This is a genomic window from Paenarthrobacter sp. CC6, assembly GCF_040560085.1.
Lineage (GTDB): Bacteria > Actinomycetota > Actinomycetes > Actinomycetales > Micrococcaceae > Arthrobacter > Arthrobacter nicotinovorans.
Genome location: NZ_JARDAN010000013.1, coordinates 16714 through 36310 on the forward strand (window position 1 = coordinate 16714; position 19597 = coordinate 36310).

Sequence of the window (19597 nt, forward strand, 5' to 3'; positions counted from 1 at the left end):
TGCAGGGCGTTTCAACGCCCCCGGGTCGTATAGGCACCCATCGGGACCTCCGCAGGGCCATTGCAGATAGGGCCAGCGGCCTCCCATCGGCATATTCAGCTCTGGGCTGCCCCCGTATTTGCAAGGATTCGCGGGTTTCCACGATAGAATTGGCGTAGATCACTGAGCGCCGGTGAAACGTCGTCGGATCCCGAATCCACTCCTGTGGCAGTTGGGAACCCCGTCGTCGGAGTAATCGGCGCAATCAGTCACGTGCCCGTTGGCGGCCGCGGTTCGCCGCGGGCAGCTGCGGGAACGGCCGACATCGAGTACAGAGGAGTCGAAAGCGCCTGTGGCTAACGACAATGCAGAGACCTTGGCAGTAGAGCCCCAAGAGGAGACTGTTCCCACGCCTGATACGCCTGCGGAGGCCCCCAGGGAGTACGGTGCCAGCGACATCACCGTGCTGGAAGGCCTCGAAGCCGTGCGCAAACGCCCCGGTATGTACATCGGTTCAACCGGTCCCCGCGGCCTGCACCACTTGGTCTATGAAGTGGTGGACAACTCTGTTGACGAGGCCCTGGCCGGTTACTGCAGCCATATCGAAGTAACGCTCCGCGCTGACGGCGGTGTGCAGGTGGTCGATGATGGCCGCGGCATTCCCGTGGATATCCACCCCACCGAGGGTAAGCCCACGGTTGAAGTAGTCATGACCATCCTGCACGCTGGCGGCAAGTTCGGCGGTGGTGGGTACGCGGTTTCGGGTGGTCTGCACGGTGTCGGCATTTCGGTTGTGAACGCCCTTTCCCGTCGTGTGGACACGGAAGTGCGCCGCCAGGGCCACGTTTGGCGGATGACCTTCGCCGACGGCGGCAAGCCCCAGGGCGAACTCGTCAAGGGAGAAGAAACCGAGCGTACCGGAACGTCCCAGACGTTCTACCCGGACGGAACGATCTTCGAATCCACTGAGTTCGACTTCGAGACTCTTCGCGCACGTTTCCAGCAGATGGCCTTCCTCAACAAGGGCCTGCGGATCACGTTGACTGACGAGCGTCCGGTCAACCGCGATGGCGATGACGACCTTGACCTGGACGCAGTAGCCACCGAAGGCGAAGTTGCAGCCGAGCACCGCACGGTTGTCTACGAGTACCCGGACGGCTTGCTGGACTACGTCAAGCACCTCAACTCGAACAAGAAGGTCGAGATCGTCCACGAGGACGTCATCGCTTTCGAAACCGAGGACACTGAGCGGCACATCGCCGTCGAGGTTGCCATGCAGTGGACCACCGCTTATTCGGAAAGTGTCCACACGTACGCGAACACGATCAACACCCACGAGGGCGGAACGCACGAAGAAGGCTTCCGTGCCGCGATGACATCGCTGATCAACCGCTATGCGCGCGAGAAGAGCATCATCAAGGAAAAGGAAGACAACCTTACCGGTGATGACATCCGCGAAGGCCTGACTGCGGTGATTTCGGTAAAGCTTGCTGAACCGCAGTTCGAAGGCCAGACCAAGACCAAGCTGGGCAACTCCGAGGTCAAGGGCTTTGTCCAGCGCGTGGTTACTGACCAGCTGGGAGACTGGCTGGAACGGAACCCGGGCCCGGCCCGCGACGTTATCCGTAAGGCCATTTCAGCCGCCCAGGCCCGCATGGCCGCCCGGAAGGCGCGCGACAATGCTCGCCGAAAGAGCCCGCTTGAGTCCTTCGGTATGCCCGGTAAGCTCTCTGACTGCTCGTCGAAGGATCCTTCGCGCTGCGAGGTCTACCTCGTTGAGGGTGACTCGGCCGGCGGTTCGGCCAAGCGTGGGCGCAACCCCGAAACCCAGGCGATCCTGCCGCTGCGTGGCAAGATCCTGAATGTGGAGCGCGCACGCCTGGACAAGGCTTTGGGTAACGCTGAAGTCCAGTCCATGATCACCGCATTCGGCACGGGAATCGGCGAAGACTTCGACATCTCCAAGCTCCGCTACCACAAGATCGTGTTGATGGCCGATGCCGACGTTGACGGCCAGCACATCACCACCCTGTTGATGACGTTGCTGTTCCGCTACATGCGCCCGCTCATCGAGAACGGTTATGTGTACCTGGCCCAGCCGCCGCTGTACCGGATCAAGTGGTCCAATGCCGCGCACGACTACGTCTACAGCGATCGTGAACGCGACGAGACCATCCGCAAGGGTGCCGCCATGAACAAGCGCCTCCCCAAGGACAACGGCATCCAGCGCTACAAGGGCCTCGGTGAAATGGACTACACCGAGCTGTGGGATACCACCATGGATCCGGGTCGCCGCACGCTGCTGCAGGTAACCATGGACGACGCATTGGCAGCCGACCAGACCTTCTCCGTGTTGATGGGCGAGGACGTTGAATCACGCCGTAACTTCATCCAGCAGAACGCCAAGGACGTCAGGTTCCTCGATATCTAAGGGCCCAGCAGGGCACCTGAATATTCCAGAACCGACATATACCTGAAACGGAAACCTTAGATTATGAGTGACGAAACTCCCGAAGTCCCGGCGGAATCGAACGACGCCGAGGAAGTTGTTCTTGAGGGTGATGTGCTGACCGACCGCGTGGAGCAGGTGGACCTGCAGACAGAGATGCAGCGGTCCTACCTGGACTACGCCATGGCCGTCATCGTCGGCCGCGCCCTCCCGGACGTCCGCGACGGACTCAAGCCCGTTCACCGCCGTGTTTTGTACGCAATGTTCGACGGCGGCTACCGCCCCGACCGCTCCTTCAACAAGTGCGCCCGCGTCGTGGGCGACGTCATGGGTACCTACCACCCGCACGGTGACATGGCGATCTACGATGCCCTGGTGCGCCTGATCCAGGACTGGACCATGCGCTACCCGCTGGCACTGGGCCAGGGTAACTTCGGCTCGCCCGGCAACGACGGCGCTGCTGCACCGCGTTACACGGAAACCAAAATGGCGCAGCTGGCCATGGAGATGGTCAGGGACATCGACGAGGAAACCGTCGATTTCCAGGACAACTACGACGGCAAGAACCAGGAACCGACCATCCTGCCGGCCCGTTTCCCGAACCTGCTGGTCAATGGCTCCTCAGGCATCGCCGTCGGCATGGCAACCAATATCCCGCCGCACAACCTCCGTGAAGTTGCCGAGGGCGTCCAGTGGGCACTGGAAAACCCCACCGCCACGCGCGAAGAGTTGCTTGAAGCCCTGTTGCTGCGTATCAAGGGACCCGACTTCCCCACAGGCGCCACCATCCTGGGCCACAAGGGTATCGAGGACGCTTACCGCACTGGCCGCGGCTCCATCACGATGCGCGCGGTGGTCAACGTTGAAGAGCTCCAGGGCCGTACCTGCCTGGTAGTCACCGAGCTTCCGTACCAGGCCAACCCGGACAACCTGGCGATCAAGATCGCCGAGCTGGTCAAGGATGGCAAGATCCAGGGCATCGCCGACCTCCGCGATGAGACCTCCGGCCGCACCGGCCAGCGCCTGGTGATCGTCCTCAAGCGCGACGCCGTGGCCAAGGTGGTCCTGAACAACCTCTACAAGCACACGCAGCTGCAGGACAACTTCTCGGCGAACATGCTGGCGATTGTCGACGGCGTGCCGCGCACCTTGAGCCTGGATGCCTTCATCCGGCACTGGGTTGCCCACCAGATGGACGTCATTGCGCGCCGCACCCGTTACCGCCTGCGCAAGGCCGAGGAAGAAGCGCACATCCTGCGCGCACTCCTCAAGGCACTGGACATGCTGGATGAAGTCATCGCGTTGATCCGTGCGTCCAACACCACGGAAGCAGCCCGCGAAGGCCTGATGGAGCTGTTGGAGATTGACGAACTCCAGGCCCGGGCCATCCTCGACATGCAGTTGCGCCGCCTGGCCGCCCTGGAGCGCCAGAAGATCCAGGACCGGCACTCCGAGCTCGAAGCGATGATCGAGGAATACAACTCGATCCTGGCTTCCGAGGAACGCCAGCGCCAGATCATCAGCGAGGAACTCGCTGAAATCGTTGCCAAGCATGGTGACGACCGGCGGACGCACATCCTCATGGGCTTCGACGGCGACATGTCCATGGAAGACCTGATTCCTGAAGAGGAAATGGTTGTCACCATCACCCGCGGCGGCTACGTCAAGCGCACCCGCAGTGACAACTACCGTTCGCAGCAGCGCGGCGGCAAGGGCATCAAGGGTGCCCAGCTGCGTGGCGACGACGTGGTTGAGCACTTCTTCGTCACCACCACCCACCACTGGCTGTTGTTCTTCACCAACTTGGGCCGTGTTTACCGCGCGAAGGCCTACGAACTTGCCGAAGCCGGTCGCGACGCCAAGGGTCAGCACGTTGCCAACCTTCTGGCCTTCCAGCCGGACGAGCACATCGCCCAGGTCCTGGACCTGAGGGATTACCAGCAGGCTCCGTACCTGGTTCTGGCCACCAAGAACGGCTTGGTCAAGAAGACGCGGCTGGAAGACTACGACACCAACCGCACCGCCGGCGTCATCGCCATTAACCTGCGCGATGGTGACGAGCTGGTTTCAGCCCAGCTGGTCAGTGAAACAGACGATCTCCTGCTTGTCTCACGCAAGGGCCAGTCCATCCGCTTCACAGCCACGGATGACGCCCTGCGGCCCATGGGCCGTGCCACTTCAGGTGTTACGGGTATGAAGTTCCGTGAGGACGACGAACTGCTGGCTGCGGACGTGGTTCAAGATGGCTCGTTCGTGTTCATCGTGACCGAAGGCGGTTATGCCAAGCGGACTGCCGTGGATGAGTACCGGCTCCAGGGCCGCGGCGGTTTGGGTATCAAGGTAGCCAAGCTGGCCGAGGACCGTGGCGACCTTGTAGGCGCTTTGATCGTCCAGGAAGAAGACGAAGTCCTGGTGGTCATGGAGGGCGGCAAGGTGGTCCGCTCAGCCGTGACCGGCGTTCCCGCCAAGGGCCGCGACACCATGGGCGTCATCTTTGCCAAACCGGACAAGAATGACCGCATTATTGAAGTTGCCCGCAACAGCGAACGCGGTTTGGAAGGCGAGGAATCCGAAGACGGAGCCGACGATGACGTAACGTTGGCTGCAGAGGACGGCGCCGCTGCGGTGACCGCAACGCCCGCAACGGAAAACGACGCAGACCCGGAAAGTGAATCGGGCGCGGAGCTGAACGAAGACAATACCGGAGGTAACGAGTGAGTAATTCCGACTCATATCCCAAGCCGAGCACAGGTGTCCCCGGCGGACTCCGGCAGCCCTCGGGCAATGCACAGGCAGGAACGCCTGCACGGCCCCAGCAACGACCCGGAGCAGGAGCCACCGGTTCAGGAGCCACAGGCGCACGACCGGCGACGGGTGCCAACTCCGCTCCCCGACCTGCCGGTGCCCCCGGACAGCGTCCCGCTCAAGCCGGACAACGACCTGCCCCGGCAGGACAACGTCCTGCGGGTGCCCCCGGGCAGCGTCCGGCCCAGCCCGGCCAGCGGCCTGCAGGGGCCCCGGGCCAGCGTCCGGCCCAGGGTGCCCCCGGCTTGGTAAAGCCCGCTCCCAAGGCGAAGGTGCGCCGTGCACGCCTCCTGGTCAGCAAGGTGGACCCGTGGTCGGTGCTCAAGATGGCGTTCCTGCTGTCCGTAGCGCTGGGCATTGTCACTGTCGTGGCTGCAATCGTTCTGTGGACTGTGCTGGACCTTACGGGAATCTTCAACCAGGTGGACAGCCTCCTGGGCACTCTCGCAGGTTCTGAAGGCGGCGGTTTCGAGCTGAAGAAGATTGCCTCGCTGGGCCAGGTTGCCTCGTTCGCCACCATCATCGCCGTGGTGAATGTTGTTCTGCTGACGGCGCTGTCCATGCTGTCGGCCGTGCTGTATAACATTTCTGCAACATTGGTTGGCGGCGTCGGCGTCACCCTGACGGACGACTAGAAGAAATCCGCGGAATTTCGCCGTTTTCGGCGGAAATCCTCCGCAAAATTGCCTCGATTTGAGATCGGGCCGGGAAGTGCTGTACAGTCATATCTCGGCCCGATGAGGCATCGGGGCGTATAGCTCAGGCGGTTAGAGCGCTTCGCTGATAACGAAGAGGTCCCAGGTTCAAGTCCTGGTACGCCCACGGAACCAAAACAGGTTCAGGTAAAACTGAGCCGGAATGAGGTACTTGTGAAGAAGTTGCTGATAGTTGTGGCAGCGGCAATCGCAGGTGTCCTGGTTTATAAAAAGAACCAGGAATCCGAAGCCCGGAAAGATGTCTGGAGCAAGTCAACCGATACGGTTGATTAGCCGAGGATCCCGGTTCTGAACTGGTAAAAGCCAGTCCGGAGATGGGGTATGATTGACGGGTTGCTTCTTATGGGGGCATGGCGCAATTGGTAGCGCACCTGCTTTGCAAGCAGGGGGTTCGGGGTTCGAGTCCCCGTGCCTCCACCATAAGGAAAGTCCCGGTCAGGAATGACCGGGACTTTCGCGTTTAACACCAGGATCCGGAATATGATCTGGCCGGCAGCTCGAATGGACAGGGAACTCCGGCGCACTAGGGTTGGTCTGTGAACCTTCTCATCGCCGCCCTGGGAGTCCTGGGTGTTGCCTCCTCCGGACCACTGATTGCCGGGACCTTGGGTGCCACCTCGGTGACTGCACTGGCCATCGCCTTCTGGCGGAACGCCATCGGGGCTGTGGTGATGGCGGCGCCTGTAGCTATCCGGGAGCCGAGAGCGTTCGGCAGGATCACCCGGCGTGAGTTCGGCTGGTCGACGGTGGCCGCCGTCGCATTGGCATTCCACTTCGCGTGCTTCATCACCGCACTCCAGTTGACGTCCGTTGCGGCCGCTACTGCTCTGGTCTGCCTGCAGTCAGCGTGGATCGCGGTCTTCCAGATGTTCCGTGGTACCCGCCACCGCTGGCCTGTCCTGGCCGGCCTTGGCATCGCATTCGTGGGCGTTGTGGCGATCACGGGATTCGATATGGGTTCTTCCCCCGAAGCACTGCTCGGAGATCTCCTGGCCGTCGCGGGCGGGGCCCTGGCAGGTCTCTACACCCTGGCGGGCGGCAAAGCCCGGCAGTCCATGGCAACGGGAACCTACACCACGCTCTGTTACGGCATGTGCGCGGCCCTCGTGGCATTGATGGCGCTGGTCAGTGGGCAGCCGTTGTCAGGATTCGACGCCGGCGGCTGGCTGGGCATCATCGCCATCACCGTTTGTGCGCAGTTGGTGGGCCATACGGCCTTCAATCACTTGCTGGCAACGATGAGTCCCCTGCTGGTATCCATGATCATCCTGCTGGAGATCCCAGGGGCAGCCATTCTGGCAGCCATCTTCCTCAACGAAACATTGCCGCCCGGTATCTACGCCGGATTGGGACTTATACTCGCCGGCCTGGCCGTTGTGGTGGCCGGACAGAGGCGCAAGCGCCCGGGAACGGAGCGCCCGGAAGCTGACCGACGGGAAGCCGAGCTAGGCACTGACTGAAGTGCCGGCGTCGTACGTCGACGGCTTACAGGCGTTACAGACCGCCGCGGCGGACGCCCTGAGCCGAATTGGCTGTGTGGATGGCCCGCAGCAATTTGGCGGGGAAATACACGGAGAAGAACACCACCATGGGGGCTTTCAGGGCCATCTTTTTGACGTTATGCGCCTTATAGGTCCGGTCAAAGCGTTGGACGTAGTAGCGGTAGTCCCTCGGTGAGTCTTCCAGCCTGCGCGCGGACATGCCGGAGACCATCTGGGGCACGTACTGGACTTTGAGGTCGTGCTCAAAAAGGTGCAGCGAGAGGTCGATGTCCTCGTGCATCTCATCCTTCTCATCGAGGCATGCCTCGTCGCGGATGGTTTCCCAGGCAGTCCGGCGAAGGGCCATGTTGGAGCCGAAGAGGAAGTGGTACTGGTGCTTGGCCAGGCGCAGCATGAGTTGGCGCATCTTGTCATCGGCCTTGAGCCCGAACCGGCGCATGGGCATGTCGTAGTACACCACCGGCCCCGTGGCAGCGGCCACGGACTTGTCAGTGAACGCCTTCTGGACCTGCTCAACCCAATCCGGTTCCAGGACAGAGTCGGCATCGATGCGGCCCACGACGTCCCCCGTAGCGCTGTTCAGGCCGTGGTTGCGTGTGGGGATGAGACCCTGCGTTGCGTCCTGCCGCAGGAGAATGATGGGGCTCTCGGGGTATTCCTGCTGCATCTGCCGCACAATCCGTGCTGTCCGGTCCGTGGACATGTTGTCCACCACGATGATCTCGTCAGCAGGGACAGACTGGTAGATGGCAGCGATTAGGCACTGGCGGATGACGCTTTCTTCGTTATACGCCGGGATGACGATGGAGACCCCGGGGGGTTCCGGGGCATCCTGGAGGGCACCCGTCAAGGGGCTATCGGCTGACATCTCTCCAAATCTAACACCCGCATCCTCGCCCCAGCCGGAGGCTTTGGTTACAAGCCGGCAAACACTGGAGGGACCCCGGCTGCTGCCGAAGTCCCTCCAGTATTGAAGCGGTGCCTATCTGAAAAGCACTTAGCTGTTTGTACCCTTGGCGTCAGCCCCGGTGCCTTCGGTGTCCTTGTTCAAGCTGGCCGCGATGTTCTTCACGGCCGTCTTGGCGTCGGTTGCCACCTTGGCGGTGGAGTCCTCGACGTTCTTGAAGGCGTCCTTGGTGGCCTGCTCGGCCTCGGCTGCTGCATCTTCCGGGGTGATGTCCGTTGCACCCGGCTTGGCAGCTTCCGCAGCCGTTGCCGATGCTGCGGTGTCCGCGGGAGCCGGTGCCGGGGCGGCCGGAACCGGAGCCGGCGTGGGGGTGACCGGAGAAGGCGTCTTCCACGGATCCTCAACCGGCTTGGAAGCCTTCCAGGCGGCAACACCGGCGGCCGCAGCTGCGGCAATGACGGTGAAGATCAGCCATCCACGTTTCTTGGGTTTCGGTTCCTTGCCCAACTTCGTGGAGACGGCCTTGGTGGCCTCGTCAGCCACGGCCTTGATCTGCTTGCCGGTAGCGTGTGCCTGCTCCTGGACGCTGTGCACCACGCCTGAATCAACAAGCTTCTGCGCAACCGCGTCAACCTGTGCGGGGGCGTTCTCCAAAACGTGGTGAACGGCTACAGAGGCCTGACCCAACTGCTCAGAGAGCTTGGGCAGGTACTCGTCCACGACTTTGTCCCGCGCAATACCCAGAGCCGGAGTGGCCTTGTTGAGCGTCTCCTGGATCCGGGGTGTTGCGTCCTCTACGACGTCGTGGATCTTCGGCGCGAGGTGCGCCAGCCCATCCTGGATCCGCGGCGTTACAACTGCCACGCCGTCGGCAAGGTTGTGCGCGGCGGACTTCAGCCCCTCTTGGATCCTGGGGGAAGCGGTGTCAATGCCGTGCTGGATGCGCGGAACAGCCCAATTGACGGCTGCTTCCACACGGGGCGCAGCCCAGTCGCGTGCGTTATCCACACCAACCGCAACGGATTGTTCGAGTTCGCGGGCAATACGGTCTGTTTTCTTCACAACTACCTCCCGATACACGTGCTCGTTTGTTGCTAGCCTACGTCGCTTGGGGAACACCGGCTATTCATCTGCCGGATTCGACCCGGATTTCACCGAGCGCGGAACCGGCTTTACAACTGCAACGGCGTTGACCCTGCATGGAAGAATGGCCCTATGACCATTGCAACTGCAAAAGCAACGATCCACACTACCCTCGGCGACATCAAGGTTGACCTCTTCGGCAACCACGCGCCCAAGACCGTAGCCAACTTCATTGGCCTGGCTACCGGCGAAAAGTCCTGGAACCACCCCGAGACGGGCGAGGACAAGACCGGAACTCCCCTGTACAACGGCACGATCTTCCACCGGATCATCAAGGATTTCATGATCCAGGGCGGCGATCCCCTGGGCCGCGGCGTCGGTGGCCCCGGCTACCAGTTCGATGACGAGATCCACCCGGAACTGACCTTCAACGCTCCGTACAAGCTGGCCATGGCAAACGCTGGCATCCAGATGGGCAAGGGCACCAACGGGTCACAGTTCTTCATCACCACGGTCAACACCGACTGGCTGTTCGGCAAGCACAGCATCTTCGGTGAAGTCACGGATGAGGAATCCCGCAAGGTTGTCGACGCCATTGAGGCTGTCCGCACCGGCATGGGCGACCGCCCTGTTGAGGACGTCGTCATCAACAGCATCGACATCGAACAGCTCTAGTCATTCACTGAGCTGAATCCATGAGTTACGGAATCCCGTCGGCAGAGCCGTCCGCTGATATTCCGGTGTGCCCGCGGCACCCGGACAGGCCCTCCTATGTGCGGTGCCAGCGCTGCGGGCGCCCCGCGTGCCCCGAGTGCCAGCGGACGGCCGCCGTCGGGTTCCAATGCGTTGACTGCGTCAACGAACAAAAACGTACGATGCCGGCGTACCGGTCCCCGTATGGCGGGGCCCTGGCTGTCGGCCGTCCTTTGGTGACGTTCACGATCATCGGGCTTTGCGTGCTGGTGTACATCCTTCAGTGGATTGTCCCCGGCGACCTGATTTTCCAGGACTTCGCGTTCGCGAATGCTTTTGCGGCCACGGAACCTTGGCGGATGTTGACCGCAGCGTTCCTGCACTCCCAGGGATTCCTGCTCCACATAGTCCTGAACATGTATACGCTGTGGATCTTCGGACAAGCCCTCGAGCCACTGCTCGGGCGGATCCGCTTCCTGGCTGTCTACCTCTTGTCTGCTGTCGGTGGCTCGATTGGCTATCTCCTGCTGACCCCTGACTACCCTCTGTCCGGCGTCGTCGGTGCCTCCGGTGCCATCTTCGGCCTCTTCGGGGCCATGCTGGTGGTTCAACGGCACCGCGGCGGCGACACCCGGCAACTTTGGATCCTGATCGCCATCAACGGCGCTATCGGATTTTTTGTCCCCAACATTGCCTGGCAGGCCCACCTGGGCGGGCTGATTACCGGTGGCCTGGCCGCAGCAGCCATCGCCTACGCGCCCCGGGGCAAGAACCAGGCCCTGCTCCAAGCCGGCGGCCTGGTCCTCGTGGCCGGCTTGCTGGCCGTGGTGACCTGGTTCCGCATTACTGCCGGCTAGCGGGCTGCCCGTTGCTTGGACTGGCCCCCACGCTCGCTGCTTTTCCGACCTTCAGTCCGCAGGGCGCACGACTGGCTGCCTCAGGATTGTCCTGAGCCTGTCCGGGGCAGTACGCCGGGGATCACCGAGGTAGATCTCATGGTGCCTCCCCGCCATGGCCAGTGAATGCTCCGGTATGAACCTGTTGTGCATCTCATCCAGTACGGGGCCTTCGTCGTCGTAGGGGCCAACGTGAAGTGTCTGCACGCTCAAACCCTCTTCCAACGATTCCAGACGGAGTGCATCTACGGCAGGAGCCGCTCCCTTGTCGGCGACCGACCTGCACGCTGCCTCCATGTGTTCCTGTGTAAGCCACTCGGGAACCATGTTCATCAACGTCCATGACCAGAGTGATTTGTCCCGGGCGCTGGTGAAGGAATCCATGTCTTCGGCCCACCACAGGGCCTCCAGCGGCATGACACCATAATCACGCGCGAGCTCGCCCTTGCTGAAGAACTTCAGTTTGTAGGCGACCGGATAAAGGGTCGACAACGCGTCCTTGTACGCCTGGGCAGTGTTGGGGTCACCCTTGCCATCGATCATCAGGTACTGCATGGGCGGGACGGTAAGCAGGGAAAACCGTCCCTTGGTCGCACTGTAGGCAGGTATCAGTTTCTTGAGGTCGGTCTTCATGGAACCCACGCTAAGCCCACAGGCCAGGGCGTCCCACCCTGCGGCACCCGTGTTATCCACAAGCGTTATCCACACTGTGAGTAACTTACACACGTGTAGTTATCGTGTTAAGCCCTCGTTGCAGCCCCTGAAGCGCTAGATATCCCCCGAAAGGCATGGATTTCTCCACACCTGTGGATAACTATGTCCCCACCAGCTCGGAATTTGTGGACAAACAAGGCTAATTTGGGATGTCTGTGGATAAGCCTGTTAATTGCGTTGCGTGGAAGCGGCTATCAACAGGCTTATCAACAATGTTAATAACTTACACACGTGTAGTTCAGTCCGGCTTAGGGCCACTGAGGCCCGGCACGACAGCGATCCCTTTGCTGAAACCCACATGTTTTCCCCATCTGTGGATAACTTGTGGGTAGGGGGTTGTTGTTAAGTGGGTAACCGGCACGGACTCGGAAGATGCGAGGCGAGAGTCGACCGGGGCCTCCGGTGCCTCAAGGTAGTGGCCGGATTATTCCGCCAAGACGAACCAGGCAATCCTGCGACGTTGAATTTTCGGTGAAGCTTGGACCACTATCCACAGCTCGATGCACAGTGGGCATAAGTCGCAGCATGGGCCGTTTAGCCCCTCCAGACGCGGTGTGGCACCGATTTTGGACCTAAGTACGTGGATGTCCACAGAAGTTATCCACCCTTGTGGATAAAGTTACGCACTTCTGTGGACAGCGGCTCAGCCGCCCACAGCGAAGGTGGACGCTTCCCCTAGGTCCATACTCCAGACGTGCCGCGCCGGTGGCTGTCCACCAAATGGGTATCGATGATGCCCACTGCTTCCATCAGGGCGTACATGGTGGTGGGTCCCACGAAAGCGAAACCCTTCTTCCTCAGGGCCTTGGAGAGGGCGATTGACTCCGGCGAAGTTGTGGGGATTTCCGCCAGCGTGCGGGGAGCGGGTGTGCTGTCCGGCTGGAAGGACCAGACGAATTCCACCAGCCCGCCCTCCTCACGCAAGGCAATGGTGGCTTTGGCGTTCGTGATCGCGGCGTGGATCTTCAGGCGGTTCCGGACTATCCCGGCGTCGAGCATCAGGCGCTCCACGTCGGATTCCGTGAAGGCGGCCACGCTTTCCGGGTGGAAGTCCAGGAACGCCTCTCTGAAGGCCTCGCGCTTCCGGAGGATGGTGGCCCAGGAGAGGCCGGCCTGGAACGCCTCGAGGCTGATGCGTTCGTACATGCCCTGTTCATCGCGCACGGGCATGCCCCACTCGTGATCGTAGTAGGCCTGCATGAGCGGGTCCGAGGCAGCCCATGAGGGACGAGCCAAGCCGTCCGGTCCGATGATGGTACCGTTATCCGGGGTCATGCGCACTCCTCCGCAACCATGCCGGCCCAGCGGCCGGCATGCATTTAACTGCCGGGGATATTCTTCCCGGCACCTGTGACATTAACAGCTGTCACGTCGACAGCCGGGTAGCACGGAGCCGGTTTCCACGGGTCCGGTCTTACGACAGACCCGTGACACGCATGGTGATATTGATCCGTCCACGATCGAGGCCGCAGCCCTCAGGAGCCGTATCCGGAAGGACCTTGGGGATGCCGTGATAGGCGAACCGGGAGGGCCCGCCGAATACGAACAGATCGCCCGAACGGAGTTCCAGATCGGTGTAGGGCTTGGTCCGTGACTCGGTGTTGCCGAAACGGAAGATACACGTGTCTCCGATGCTGAGGGACACCACCGGAGCGTTGGAATGCTCGTCCTTGTCCTGGTGCATGCCCATGGCGGCTCCATCGCCGTAATAGTTCACCAGGGCGGCATCCGGTGCGTAGTCCCGGGACAGGCCAATCAAGGATTCATCGACTCCAAGGTCCGGGGAATACGCGACAGCAACGGCCTGCTTCCCCAGGCGGACCATCCACTCAGGAAAGTCGAGGACGGGTTGGCCGTTCACGTCGGTCGCCGTCCGTGAATAGCGGTACGGCTGCCAATGCCATCCCAGGCAAACCGTGCGGACGGACATCTGATGCCCTCCCGGCAGAGTTGCAGCCCGCAAGGGAACGGGCCCCTGGGTCCATTCACCAAAACGCCCGACGATCCATCGTTGCTGCTCCAGGGTCAGCCAACCGGGGACGTGAACCGCACCCGGCCGCACCAGGCGTGGACCGGCGTCGTGGTTTTCCGGTTGAACCAGCTCCAGCGGGAACAGGGCGTCGTCGCTCACGCCGCGGCCTCCAGCGTGAGCAATGCGCGTTTGGCTTCAGGACCTCCAAGGTAGCCACCGAAGCTGCCGTCGGATTTGACCACCCGATGGCAGGGAACGATCACGGGAAGCGGGTTGGTGGCACAGGCGGTGCCCACGGCACGGACGGCGTTGGGGCTGCCGGCCGCCTGGGCCACCTGTGCATAACTCGCCGTGTTGCCGTAAGGAATCCGGGGCAGGTGACGGAGGACGTTGAGCCGGAAACCGCGGGATAACCGGAAATCGAGGATGAGGTCGAAGTCGCGGCGTGTACCGGCGAAATACTCTTCGAGTTCCCGGGCAGCGTCGTCGAGGCGCGTGGGCGCTTCCAGAATGCGCGGGCTGACCGTGTCCGCCAGCAACTGCAGGACGGAGTCATGGTTTTCCAATTCGAAGGCTACCCGGATGATTCCGCGGTCCGTGGCTGCCAAGAGGAGCTTCCCCACCGGTGAATCGACGGTTCGGTAGGCGATGTCCAGGGTGTGGGTCAGTTGTGCGTCGAGGGCCAGGCGGGCATGGAGGTCCGCGAGGGCGGGCCCAAGGGCAACGTCCAGTGGTTCCAGGAGTGACAACACCTCGGTGTGCCCGGGGCTGGGGTCGAGGGTCATTGCACTTCACCTTTCGACGATGAATGGACCAGCGGAACGGGGGTGTGGACGGCTGCCCGGAGCGCCTTCACGCCATCTGCTCCGGCCCGGCGTGCGGCCTCCGGGGAACTGCCCAGAAGGGCGCCGATCTCTTTGTAAGGCAGCCCGGCGAGGTAGTGGTACGCCACGGCCTGGCGCTGCTTCGAGGGCAACTTGGCGACGGCGTCGAGAAGCTCGGTGTCCCGTTCGCCCGGAAGGCCCAGGCGGGTTGGTTGTTCCGGCGGTTGTTCCACAGGTAATGCCCGGCGCGCACCGGCCCGCAGATGGTCAATGCACTTCCGGTGGGCGATGGTCACCAGCCAGGCTTCCACGTTGGCCCCCACGGGAAGATCGGGATAGGCCTGGAGAGCCGCCAGGAACGTGTCCGACCAGGCGTCGTCGGCATCGTGGACGCCCAGAATTGCACGGCAAACACGAAGCACTGTCGCCCCGCGTTCCCGAACAACTGCTTCGAACGGTTTCTTGCTGGCCGCCTGTCCGTCTTCCATCAGAAGAGCTTGCCCTCTCTTACGGAATCCGGTTCTTCCAGTTCCAGGAGGAAGCGCTTGTTGCGAAGCCCGCCGGCATAGCCGGTCAGTTGCCCCTTCCGGCCCACTACCCGGTGGCAGGGGATGATGATGCTGATGGGATTACGGCCGACAGCCGAACCAACTGCCTGCGCCAGGTGGGGATCACCCAGTTCCTGGGCCAATTCCCCATAGCTGACCGTTTCCCCGAAAGGAATGGTCTCGAGGCGTGCCCAGACCTTCTCCTGGAAGGGATTTCCGCGTGCCTCGAACGGCACGTTGAATTCGGTGCGTTGACCGGCCAGGTATTCGGAGAGCTCGCTCCGGGTGCGGGAGAACACCGGGTCCTCGATGGTGGTGGGCTCTCCGAAATAGTCGGGCGGAGGCATATGCCAGTGGCCTTCGTAAAATATGCCCGTCAAAAACTCCCCGCGGGCTGTCAGCGTCAACTGACCCAACGGGGAGTCCAACGTGGTGTGCCGGTTGCTCATATCCTGTAGACGCCAGCAAGCACTGGAATGTGAGGTCCGGAATTCCTAGGAGCGCCAGCGCGTGGTCATGAGGAACCCGACAATTGCAATGCCGAAGCCGGCCACGATGTTCCAGGATGCCCAGTCGCGGACCGGGAACTGCCCTTCAGTGATGTAGAAGGTGATGATCCACAGGAGGCCGAGGATCATCAATCCAAACATGACGGCCTTGTACCAAACCGGGTTGGGCTTGTACTGCTGCGTGGCCGAAGTCTGTGGGGCCTGGCGGGCAGGCCGCTTGCGGGGCTTGGACTCGGGCACGGATCCTCCTGGACTGTTCGGTTGATACCCGTCCCTGCCGGCCTTGATATCCTGCAGGAAGGAAATTTCCAGCGGTTAACGGCCACACGGCGTTCCGGGTTGGTTCTAGCTGTCAAGTCTAGCCGCAACTCGGGATACGCCCGCGACGCCCGCGCCCTATATGAGGAGACCCTGTGGCGCACCAGCAGACGACGGCGGCATCAGCCGTGCCGTCCGCCAGCCCGGGGCACGAACGGCGGCCCCGAAAGCGTCGCCGGGCCTCGGATGTTATCCGTAAAATCAGCCAGATCTTCGGCGAACTCCTCATCACAGCCGGGATAGTACTGCTGCTGTTCGTTGGCTGGGAATTGTGGTGGACCAATGTGGAAGCCGATGCCAAGCAAACGGAAGCGGTGAAGAGCTTCGCCCAGGAATTCACCGGCCCGGTAGCTCCGGCGGCGCCGGTGGGTCCGGTGGACTATGGCCCTCCCGTGGTGGGCAATGCCCCCGGCAACGGCGGAACCATCGGGATCATGTACATCCCCCGCTTCGGCCAGGACTACACCCGCCCCATCATTGAAGGCACGGGCTCGGACGTCCTGGACACCTTGGGATTGGGCCACTACGGAACCACCAGCATGCCTGGAGCTCCCGGCAATTTTGCGGTGGCCGGCCACAGGCAAACGCACGGTGCGGTCCTGGACAACATCCACACGTTGGTTCCCGGTGACAAGATCTACGTCCAAACCGCGGATGGCTACTACACCTACGTGTTCCGCAACAATCAGATTGTCCTGCCGGACCGTACCGACGTGCTGATGCCCGTGCCTACCCAACCGGGGGCAACCCCCACGGAAAGTTTCCTCACCATGACCAGCTGCAATCCCCGCTTTGGTGCACAGGAACGCATCATCGCGTACTCAGTGCTGGATGGTTGGCAACCTGCCTCGGCAGGGCCGCCGTCGGAAATAGCCGCCCAAGTAGCCCGCGCCCACGGAAAGGGGTAGCAGATGTACGCATGGATTTTCCGGAACTTGCCCGGTCCGCTGTGGGTACGGATCCTGACCTCACTGGTTCTGGTGGGTGTGGCCCTTGTCTTGATGGTCGAGTTCCTCTTCCCCTGGTTTTCCCAATTCACCACATTGACTGACTCAACGATTGGTTTAGTGCAGCAGCCATGAGCACAACAAAGATTTTGGTAATAGATAACTACGACAGCTTCGTCTACACACTGGTGGGCTACCTTCAGGAACTGGGTGCGGAAACAACGGTCGTCCGTAACGACGACGTCACGCTTGCCGAGGCCATCGAACTGGCCGCAACGCGGGACGGCGTATTGGTTTCCCCCGGGCCCGGGACCCCTGCAGAAGCCGGCGTGTGCATTGAGCTGATCAAGTGGTGCGGTGAGGCCTCCAAACCCATGTTCGGTGTCTGCTTGGGACACCAGGCCCTCGCTGAGGCCTACGGCGGAGTGGTGACCCACGCGCCGGAACTCATGCATGGCAAGACATCGCCCGTGCGGCATGAAGGCAAAAGCGTCTTCGTCGGCCTGCCCTCGCCCGTTACGGCAACGCGGTACCACTCACTGGCGGCGGTTCGTGATTCCATACCGGACGTCCTGGAGGTCACAGCGGAGACTACGAACGGTGTAGTGATGGGTCTTCAACACAGGACCGCTCCCCTGTGCGGTGTCCAGTTCCACCCGGAATCAGTGCTCACCGAGGGCGGGTACCAGATGTTGGGGAACTGGCTCGAATCCCTGGGCATGGCCGGTGCCGCCGAACGTGCCTCCAAGCTGAGCCCGCTCATTAAGCAATAACTGCCGGTAAAGACTTACCCGGCGGGACGGCGGATCCGCCCCGGCAGCAGGCTATTTCTTGGTCGTCGTCGGCGTAGGCTTCGGCGTCGGCGTGTCCGTTGTGGGTGTTGGAGTGGGGGTCGGGGTCGGGACAGGCGCGGGAGCCTTCGCAACAGTAACGGTGACCAACTTGCCCTGATCTACCTCGCTGTTGAATACCTCGCTTTGTGCCGTGACCTTGCCCGGATCCACCTGCGAGTTTTCCTGTTCCACTACCTGCATGGTCAAGCCGTTGGCCTTCAGCGCCGCTTCGGCCTCCGCTACAGGCAGGCCAATGAGTTGGGGCATCAGGACCTTGCCGGATGAGATCTGCAGTTCCACCTTTGAGGACGTAGCTATGGGTCCGCCCGGCGCCGGGGCTGTGCTGATCACCTGGCCCATGGGTACCGTCGGGCTGTGCGTCCGGACACTGGTGATGGTGCCCGTGATACCAAGTTCCCGCAGGGCGTCGGTCGCGTTTGCTTCCGTGCGGCCCACGATATCCGCCGGTATGGTCACCGAACTCGGACCGCTGGAGACCTTGAGGATCACTTCGCCGTCCTGGGGTACCTTGGCGCCCGCTGCGGGCGAGGTGCCAATGGCCATGTCCTTGGCCACAGTATCGCTTGGCTCGCGTACGGATTTCGGTACCAGCTTGAGCGAGTAGAGCTTCTGGATTGCTTGGGATTCCGACATGTTGGCCACCACCGGAACCTCGATCTGTGCAGGTTCGGCCGGCTTGGCGTTCATGAGGTTGTAGAGCCAGAACCCGCCGCCGGCCAGTACCAGGATAGTGAAGATCACCAGGGTGGAGATCCACGCTCGACGCCGGGACTTCTGCTGGGCGGGCCGCTCGCGTTCCGCTGGGAGGCCCAAAGGAAGGGGGTCCTCGTGCTCGTGGTCCAAGGTCTCGTCCTTGAACTGGTCCATGTCCAAAAGCCCCACGGCGGTAGTGCTCAGGAGCTGCGTGGCGGGATCTTCCTGTTCCACGAGGTCGTTGGGATCTGTGGGGGCTTCGCTTGCCGGGAGTGCAGGCACGGGGATACCGTTGCTGGCTGCCCGGAGGGCCCGACGGAAGGCCGCTGCGTCCTGGAAGCGGTCAGTACGGTTTTTCTGCAGTGCCTTGACCAAAACGGAATCCAGCGCCTCTGTGATATCCGGGTTGTGGGTGCTGGGCAGTTCCGGGGTTTCCCGGACGTGCTGGTAGGCGACGGACACCGGGCTGTCGCCAACGAACGGCGGCCTGCTGGTCAGCAGTTCGTACAGGAGGCATCCAGCCGAGTAGAGGTCGCTGCGGGCGTCCACGGTTTCGCCCCGGGCTTGTTCCGGGGAAAGGTACTGCGCGGTGCCAACGACTGCCTGTGTTTGGGTCATGGTGGCCGCGGAATCTGCCATGGCCCGGGCGATTCCGAAGTCCATGACTTTGACGTCGCCGGTATCCGCACACACCATGACATTGGCCGGCTTGATATCCCGGTGCACAATCCCTGCCCGGTGGCTGTACTCCAGGGCTGAGAGGACACCCAGCGTGTAGCCGACGGAGTCCTCTACGCCCAGTTCCTTCGCCTTGATCATGTCCCTCAGGGTGCGGCCCGAGACGAACTCCATGACGATGTAAGGAACGCGGACATCCTCTCCGGGCCCACCTGGAACGGAATATTCTCCGGTATCGAAAATAGCCACGATGGAGGGGTGGTTAAGCGCCGCGACGGCTTGGGCTTCACGCTTGAAACGGGCCTGGAACTGGGGATCGCGGGCAAGGTCGGCACGCAGGACCTTTACGGCGATGGTTCGGCCCAGGAGGGTATCTGTTCCCTTGTAGACGTCAGCCATGCCGCCACGACCGATCAACTCACCGAGTTCGTAGCGTCCATTGAGGATGCGCTGTGAAGACACAGGTGTGCTCTCCTCTCGATGCGCGGGGCCGGGGCGTGGCGTAGACAT

At 61.9% G+C, this 19597-nt stretch carries 19 protein-coding genes and 2 tRNA genes; 11 read left to right on the top strand and 10 right to left on the bottom strand.

Going from position 1 to position 19597, the window contains the following annotated elements:
• Nucleotides 1-331 precede the first annotated feature (331 nt).
• The 7 genes from gyrB (at nt 332) to PV760_RS14070 (ending at nt 7409) form a co-directional block, all read left to right on the top strand.
• Complete coding sequence (gyrB, locus tag PV760_RS14040; RefSeq protein ID WP_018778477.1) at nt 332-2410, top strand: DNA topoisomerase (ATP-hydrolyzing) subunit B; 2079 nt, start codon at nt 332-334, stop codon at nt 2408-2410.
• Nucleotides 2411-2473: 63 nt separating this feature from the next.
• Nucleotides 2474-5146: a DNA gyrase subunit A gene (gyrA, locus tag PV760_RS14045; protein ID WP_079582045.1), complete on the top strand. Its 2673-nt coding sequence runs from the start codon at nt 2474-2476 to the stop codon at nt 5144-5146.
• The gene (locus tag PV760_RS14050; protein WP_026267271.1) at nt 5143-5868 is read left to right on the top strand and encodes a DUF3566 domain-containing protein; all 726 of its coding nucleotides are present in this window, start codon (nt 5143-5145) and stop codon (nt 5866-5868) included. The genes gyrA and PV760_RS14050 overlap by 4 nt, the downstream gene beginning before the upstream one ends.
• 113 nt (nt 5869-5981) lie before the next feature.
• Nucleotides 5982-6055: transfer RNA gene (locus tag PV760_RS14055), tRNA-Ile, on the top strand.
• Between the two features lie 47 nt (nt 6056-6102).
• Entirely contained in the window at nt 6103-6222 is a 120-nt protein-coding gene (locus tag PV760_RS14060) for a DLW-39 family protein (protein ID WP_018778473.1), read from the top strand.
• 71 nt (nt 6223-6293) lie between these two features.
• Nucleotides 6294-6369, top strand: a tRNA-Ala gene (locus tag PV760_RS14065).
• 116 nt (nt 6370-6485) lie between these two features.
• On the top strand, nt 6486-7409 hold the full coding sequence (locus PV760_RS14070; protein WP_110504801.1) for a DMT family transporter: 924 nt from the start codon (nt 6486-6488) through the stop codon (nt 7407-7409).
• Between the two features lie 34 nt (nt 7410-7443).
• On the opposite strand, the gene PV760_RS14075 is transcribed toward PV760_RS14070, so the two are convergent.
• Nucleotides 7444-8319: a glycosyltransferase family 2 protein gene (locus PV760_RS14075; RefSeq protein WP_018778470.1), complete on the bottom strand. Its 876-nt coding sequence runs from the start codon at nt 8317-8319 to the stop codon at nt 7444-7446.
• A 129-nt stretch (nt 8320-8448) separates the two neighbouring features.
• Nucleotides 8449-9420, bottom strand: a complete 972-nt coding sequence (locus PV760_RS14080) for a hypothetical protein (RefSeq protein ID WP_018778469.1) — start codon at nt 9418-9420, stop codon at nt 8449-8451.
• Between the two features lie 153 nt (nt 9421-9573).
• On the opposite strand from PV760_RS14080, the gene PV760_RS14085 reads away from it, so the two are divergent.
• A complete protein-coding gene (locus tag PV760_RS14085) occupies nt 9574-10116 on the top strand; it encodes a peptidylprolyl isomerase (RefSeq protein WP_018778468.1) in 543 nt (180 codons plus the stop codon).
• Nucleotides 10117-10136: 20 nt separating this feature from the next.
• Nucleotides 10137-10991 carry a rhomboid family intramembrane serine protease gene (locus PV760_RS14090; RefSeq protein ID WP_354628076.1) on the top strand — a complete coding sequence of 285 codons (855 nt, stop codon included), beginning with the start codon at nt 10137-10139 and terminating at the stop codon, nt 10989-10991.
• A 51-nt stretch (nt 10992-11042) separates the two neighbouring features.
• Here the strand turns inward: PV760_RS14090 and PV760_RS14095 are convergent, their stop codons facing one another.
• The 7 genes from PV760_RS14095 to PV760_RS14125 all read right to left on the bottom strand — a co-directional run bounded on the left by PV760_RS14095 (nt 11043) and on the right by PV760_RS14125 (nt 15837).
• Complete coding sequence (locus PV760_RS14095) at nt 11043-11663, bottom strand: GyrI-like domain-containing protein (RefSeq protein ID WP_354628077.1); 621 nt, start codon at nt 11661-11663, stop codon at nt 11043-11045.
• A gap of 756 nt (nt 11664-12419) precedes the next feature.
• Complete coding sequence (locus PV760_RS14100) at nt 12420-13019, bottom strand: DNA-3-methyladenine glycosylase I (RefSeq protein WP_018778465.1); 600 nt, start codon at nt 13017-13019, stop codon at nt 12420-12422.
• Between the two features lie 139 nt (nt 13020-13158).
• Nucleotides 13159-13875, bottom strand: coding sequence for an alpha-ketoglutarate-dependent dioxygenase AlkB family protein (locus tag PV760_RS14105; protein ID WP_039238999.1), 717 nt, complete (start codon nt 13873-13875; stop codon nt 13159-13161).
• Nucleotides 13872-14501: a methylated-DNA--[protein]-cysteine S-methyltransferase gene (locus PV760_RS14110; RefSeq protein WP_018778463.1), complete on the bottom strand. Its 630-nt coding sequence runs from the start codon at nt 14499-14501 to the stop codon at nt 13872-13874. Before PV760_RS14110 ends, PV760_RS14105 begins: the two co-directional genes overlap by 4 nt.
• Nucleotides 14498-15028, bottom strand: coding sequence for an RNA polymerase sigma factor (locus PV760_RS14115; protein ID WP_018778462.1), 531 nt, complete (start codon nt 15026-15028; stop codon nt 14498-14500). Before PV760_RS14115 ends, PV760_RS14110 begins: the two co-directional genes overlap by 4 nt.
• Entirely contained in the window at nt 15028-15537 is a 510-nt protein-coding gene (locus PV760_RS14120; RefSeq protein WP_039239004.1) for a methylated-DNA--[protein]-cysteine S-methyltransferase, read from the bottom strand. The genes PV760_RS14115 and PV760_RS14120 overlap by 1 nt, the downstream gene beginning before the upstream one ends.
• 45 nt (nt 15538-15582) lie before the next feature.
• The gene (locus PV760_RS14125) at nt 15583-15837 is read right to left on the bottom strand and encodes a cell division protein CrgA (RefSeq protein WP_018778460.1); all 255 of its coding nucleotides are present in this window, start codon (nt 15835-15837) and stop codon (nt 15583-15585) included.
• A gap of 173 nt (nt 15838-16010) precedes the next feature.
• On the opposite strand from PV760_RS14125, the gene PV760_RS14130 reads away from it, so the two are divergent.
• Both PV760_RS14130 and PV760_RS14135 read left to right on the top strand, forming a co-directional pair.
• Nucleotides 16011-16823 carry a class E sortase gene (locus tag PV760_RS14130; RefSeq protein ID WP_502921444.1) on the top strand — a complete coding sequence of 271 codons (813 nt, stop codon included), beginning with the start codon at nt 16011-16013 and terminating at the stop codon, nt 16821-16823.
• A 170-nt stretch (nt 16824-16993) separates the two neighbouring features.
• Nucleotides 16994-17635 (top strand): aminodeoxychorismate/anthranilate synthase component II, encoded by a 642-nt coding sequence (locus PV760_RS14135; RefSeq protein WP_039239007.1) that lies wholly within the window; start codon nt 16994-16996, stop codon nt 17633-17635.
• A gap of 51 nt (nt 17636-17686) precedes the next feature.
• Here PV760_RS14135 and pknB read toward each other — a convergent pair whose 3' ends face one another.
• Nucleotides 17687-19597, bottom strand: coding sequence for a Stk1 family PASTA domain-containing Ser/Thr kinase (pknB, locus tag PV760_RS14140; protein ID WP_354628078.1), 1911 nt, complete (start codon nt 19595-19597; stop codon nt 17687-17689).

Excerpts from the sequence above, each read along its gene's own strand:
- gyrA (WP_079582045.1), top strand. The coding sequence starts at position 2,474 with ATGAGTGACGAAACTCCCGAAGTCCCGGCGGAATCGAACGACGCCGAG.
- PV760_RS14075 (WP_018778470.1), bottom strand. The coding sequence starts at position 8,319 with ATGTCAGCCGATAGCCCCTTGACGGGTGCCCTCCAGGATGCCCCGGAA.
- PV760_RS14085 (WP_018778468.1), top strand. The coding sequence starts at position 9,574 with ATGACCATTGCAACTGCAAAAGCAACGATCCACACTACCCTCGGCGAC.
- PV760_RS14090 (WP_354628076.1), top strand. The coding sequence starts at position 10,137 with ATGAGTTACGGAATCCCGTCGGCAGAGCCGTCCGCTGATATTCCGGTG.
- PV760_RS14095 (WP_354628077.1), bottom strand. The coding sequence starts at position 11,663 with ATGAAGACCGACCTCAAGAAACTGATACCTGCCTACAGTGCGACCAAG.
- PV760_RS14100 (WP_018778465.1), bottom strand. The coding sequence starts at position 13,019 with ATGACCCCGGATAACGGTACCATCATCGGACCGGACGGCTTGGCTCGT.
- PV760_RS14110 (WP_018778463.1), bottom strand. The coding sequence starts at position 14,501 with ATGACCCTCGACCCCAGCCCCGGGCACACCGAGGTGTTGTCACTCCTG.
- PV760_RS14115 (WP_018778462.1), bottom strand. The coding sequence starts at position 15,028 with ATGGAAGACGGACAGGCGGCCAGCAAGAAACCGTTCGAAGCAGTTGTT.
- PV760_RS14120 (WP_039239004.1), bottom strand. The coding sequence starts at position 15,537 with ATGAGCAACCGGCACACCACGTTGGACTCCCCGTTGGGTCAGTTGACG.
- PV760_RS14135 (WP_039239007.1), top strand. The coding sequence starts at position 16,994 with ATGAGCACAACAAAGATTTTGGTAATAGATAACTACGACAGCTTCGTC.
- pknB (WP_354628078.1), bottom strand. The coding sequence starts at position 19,597 with ATGTCTACGCCACGCCCCGGCCCCGCGCATCGAGAGGAGAGCACACCT.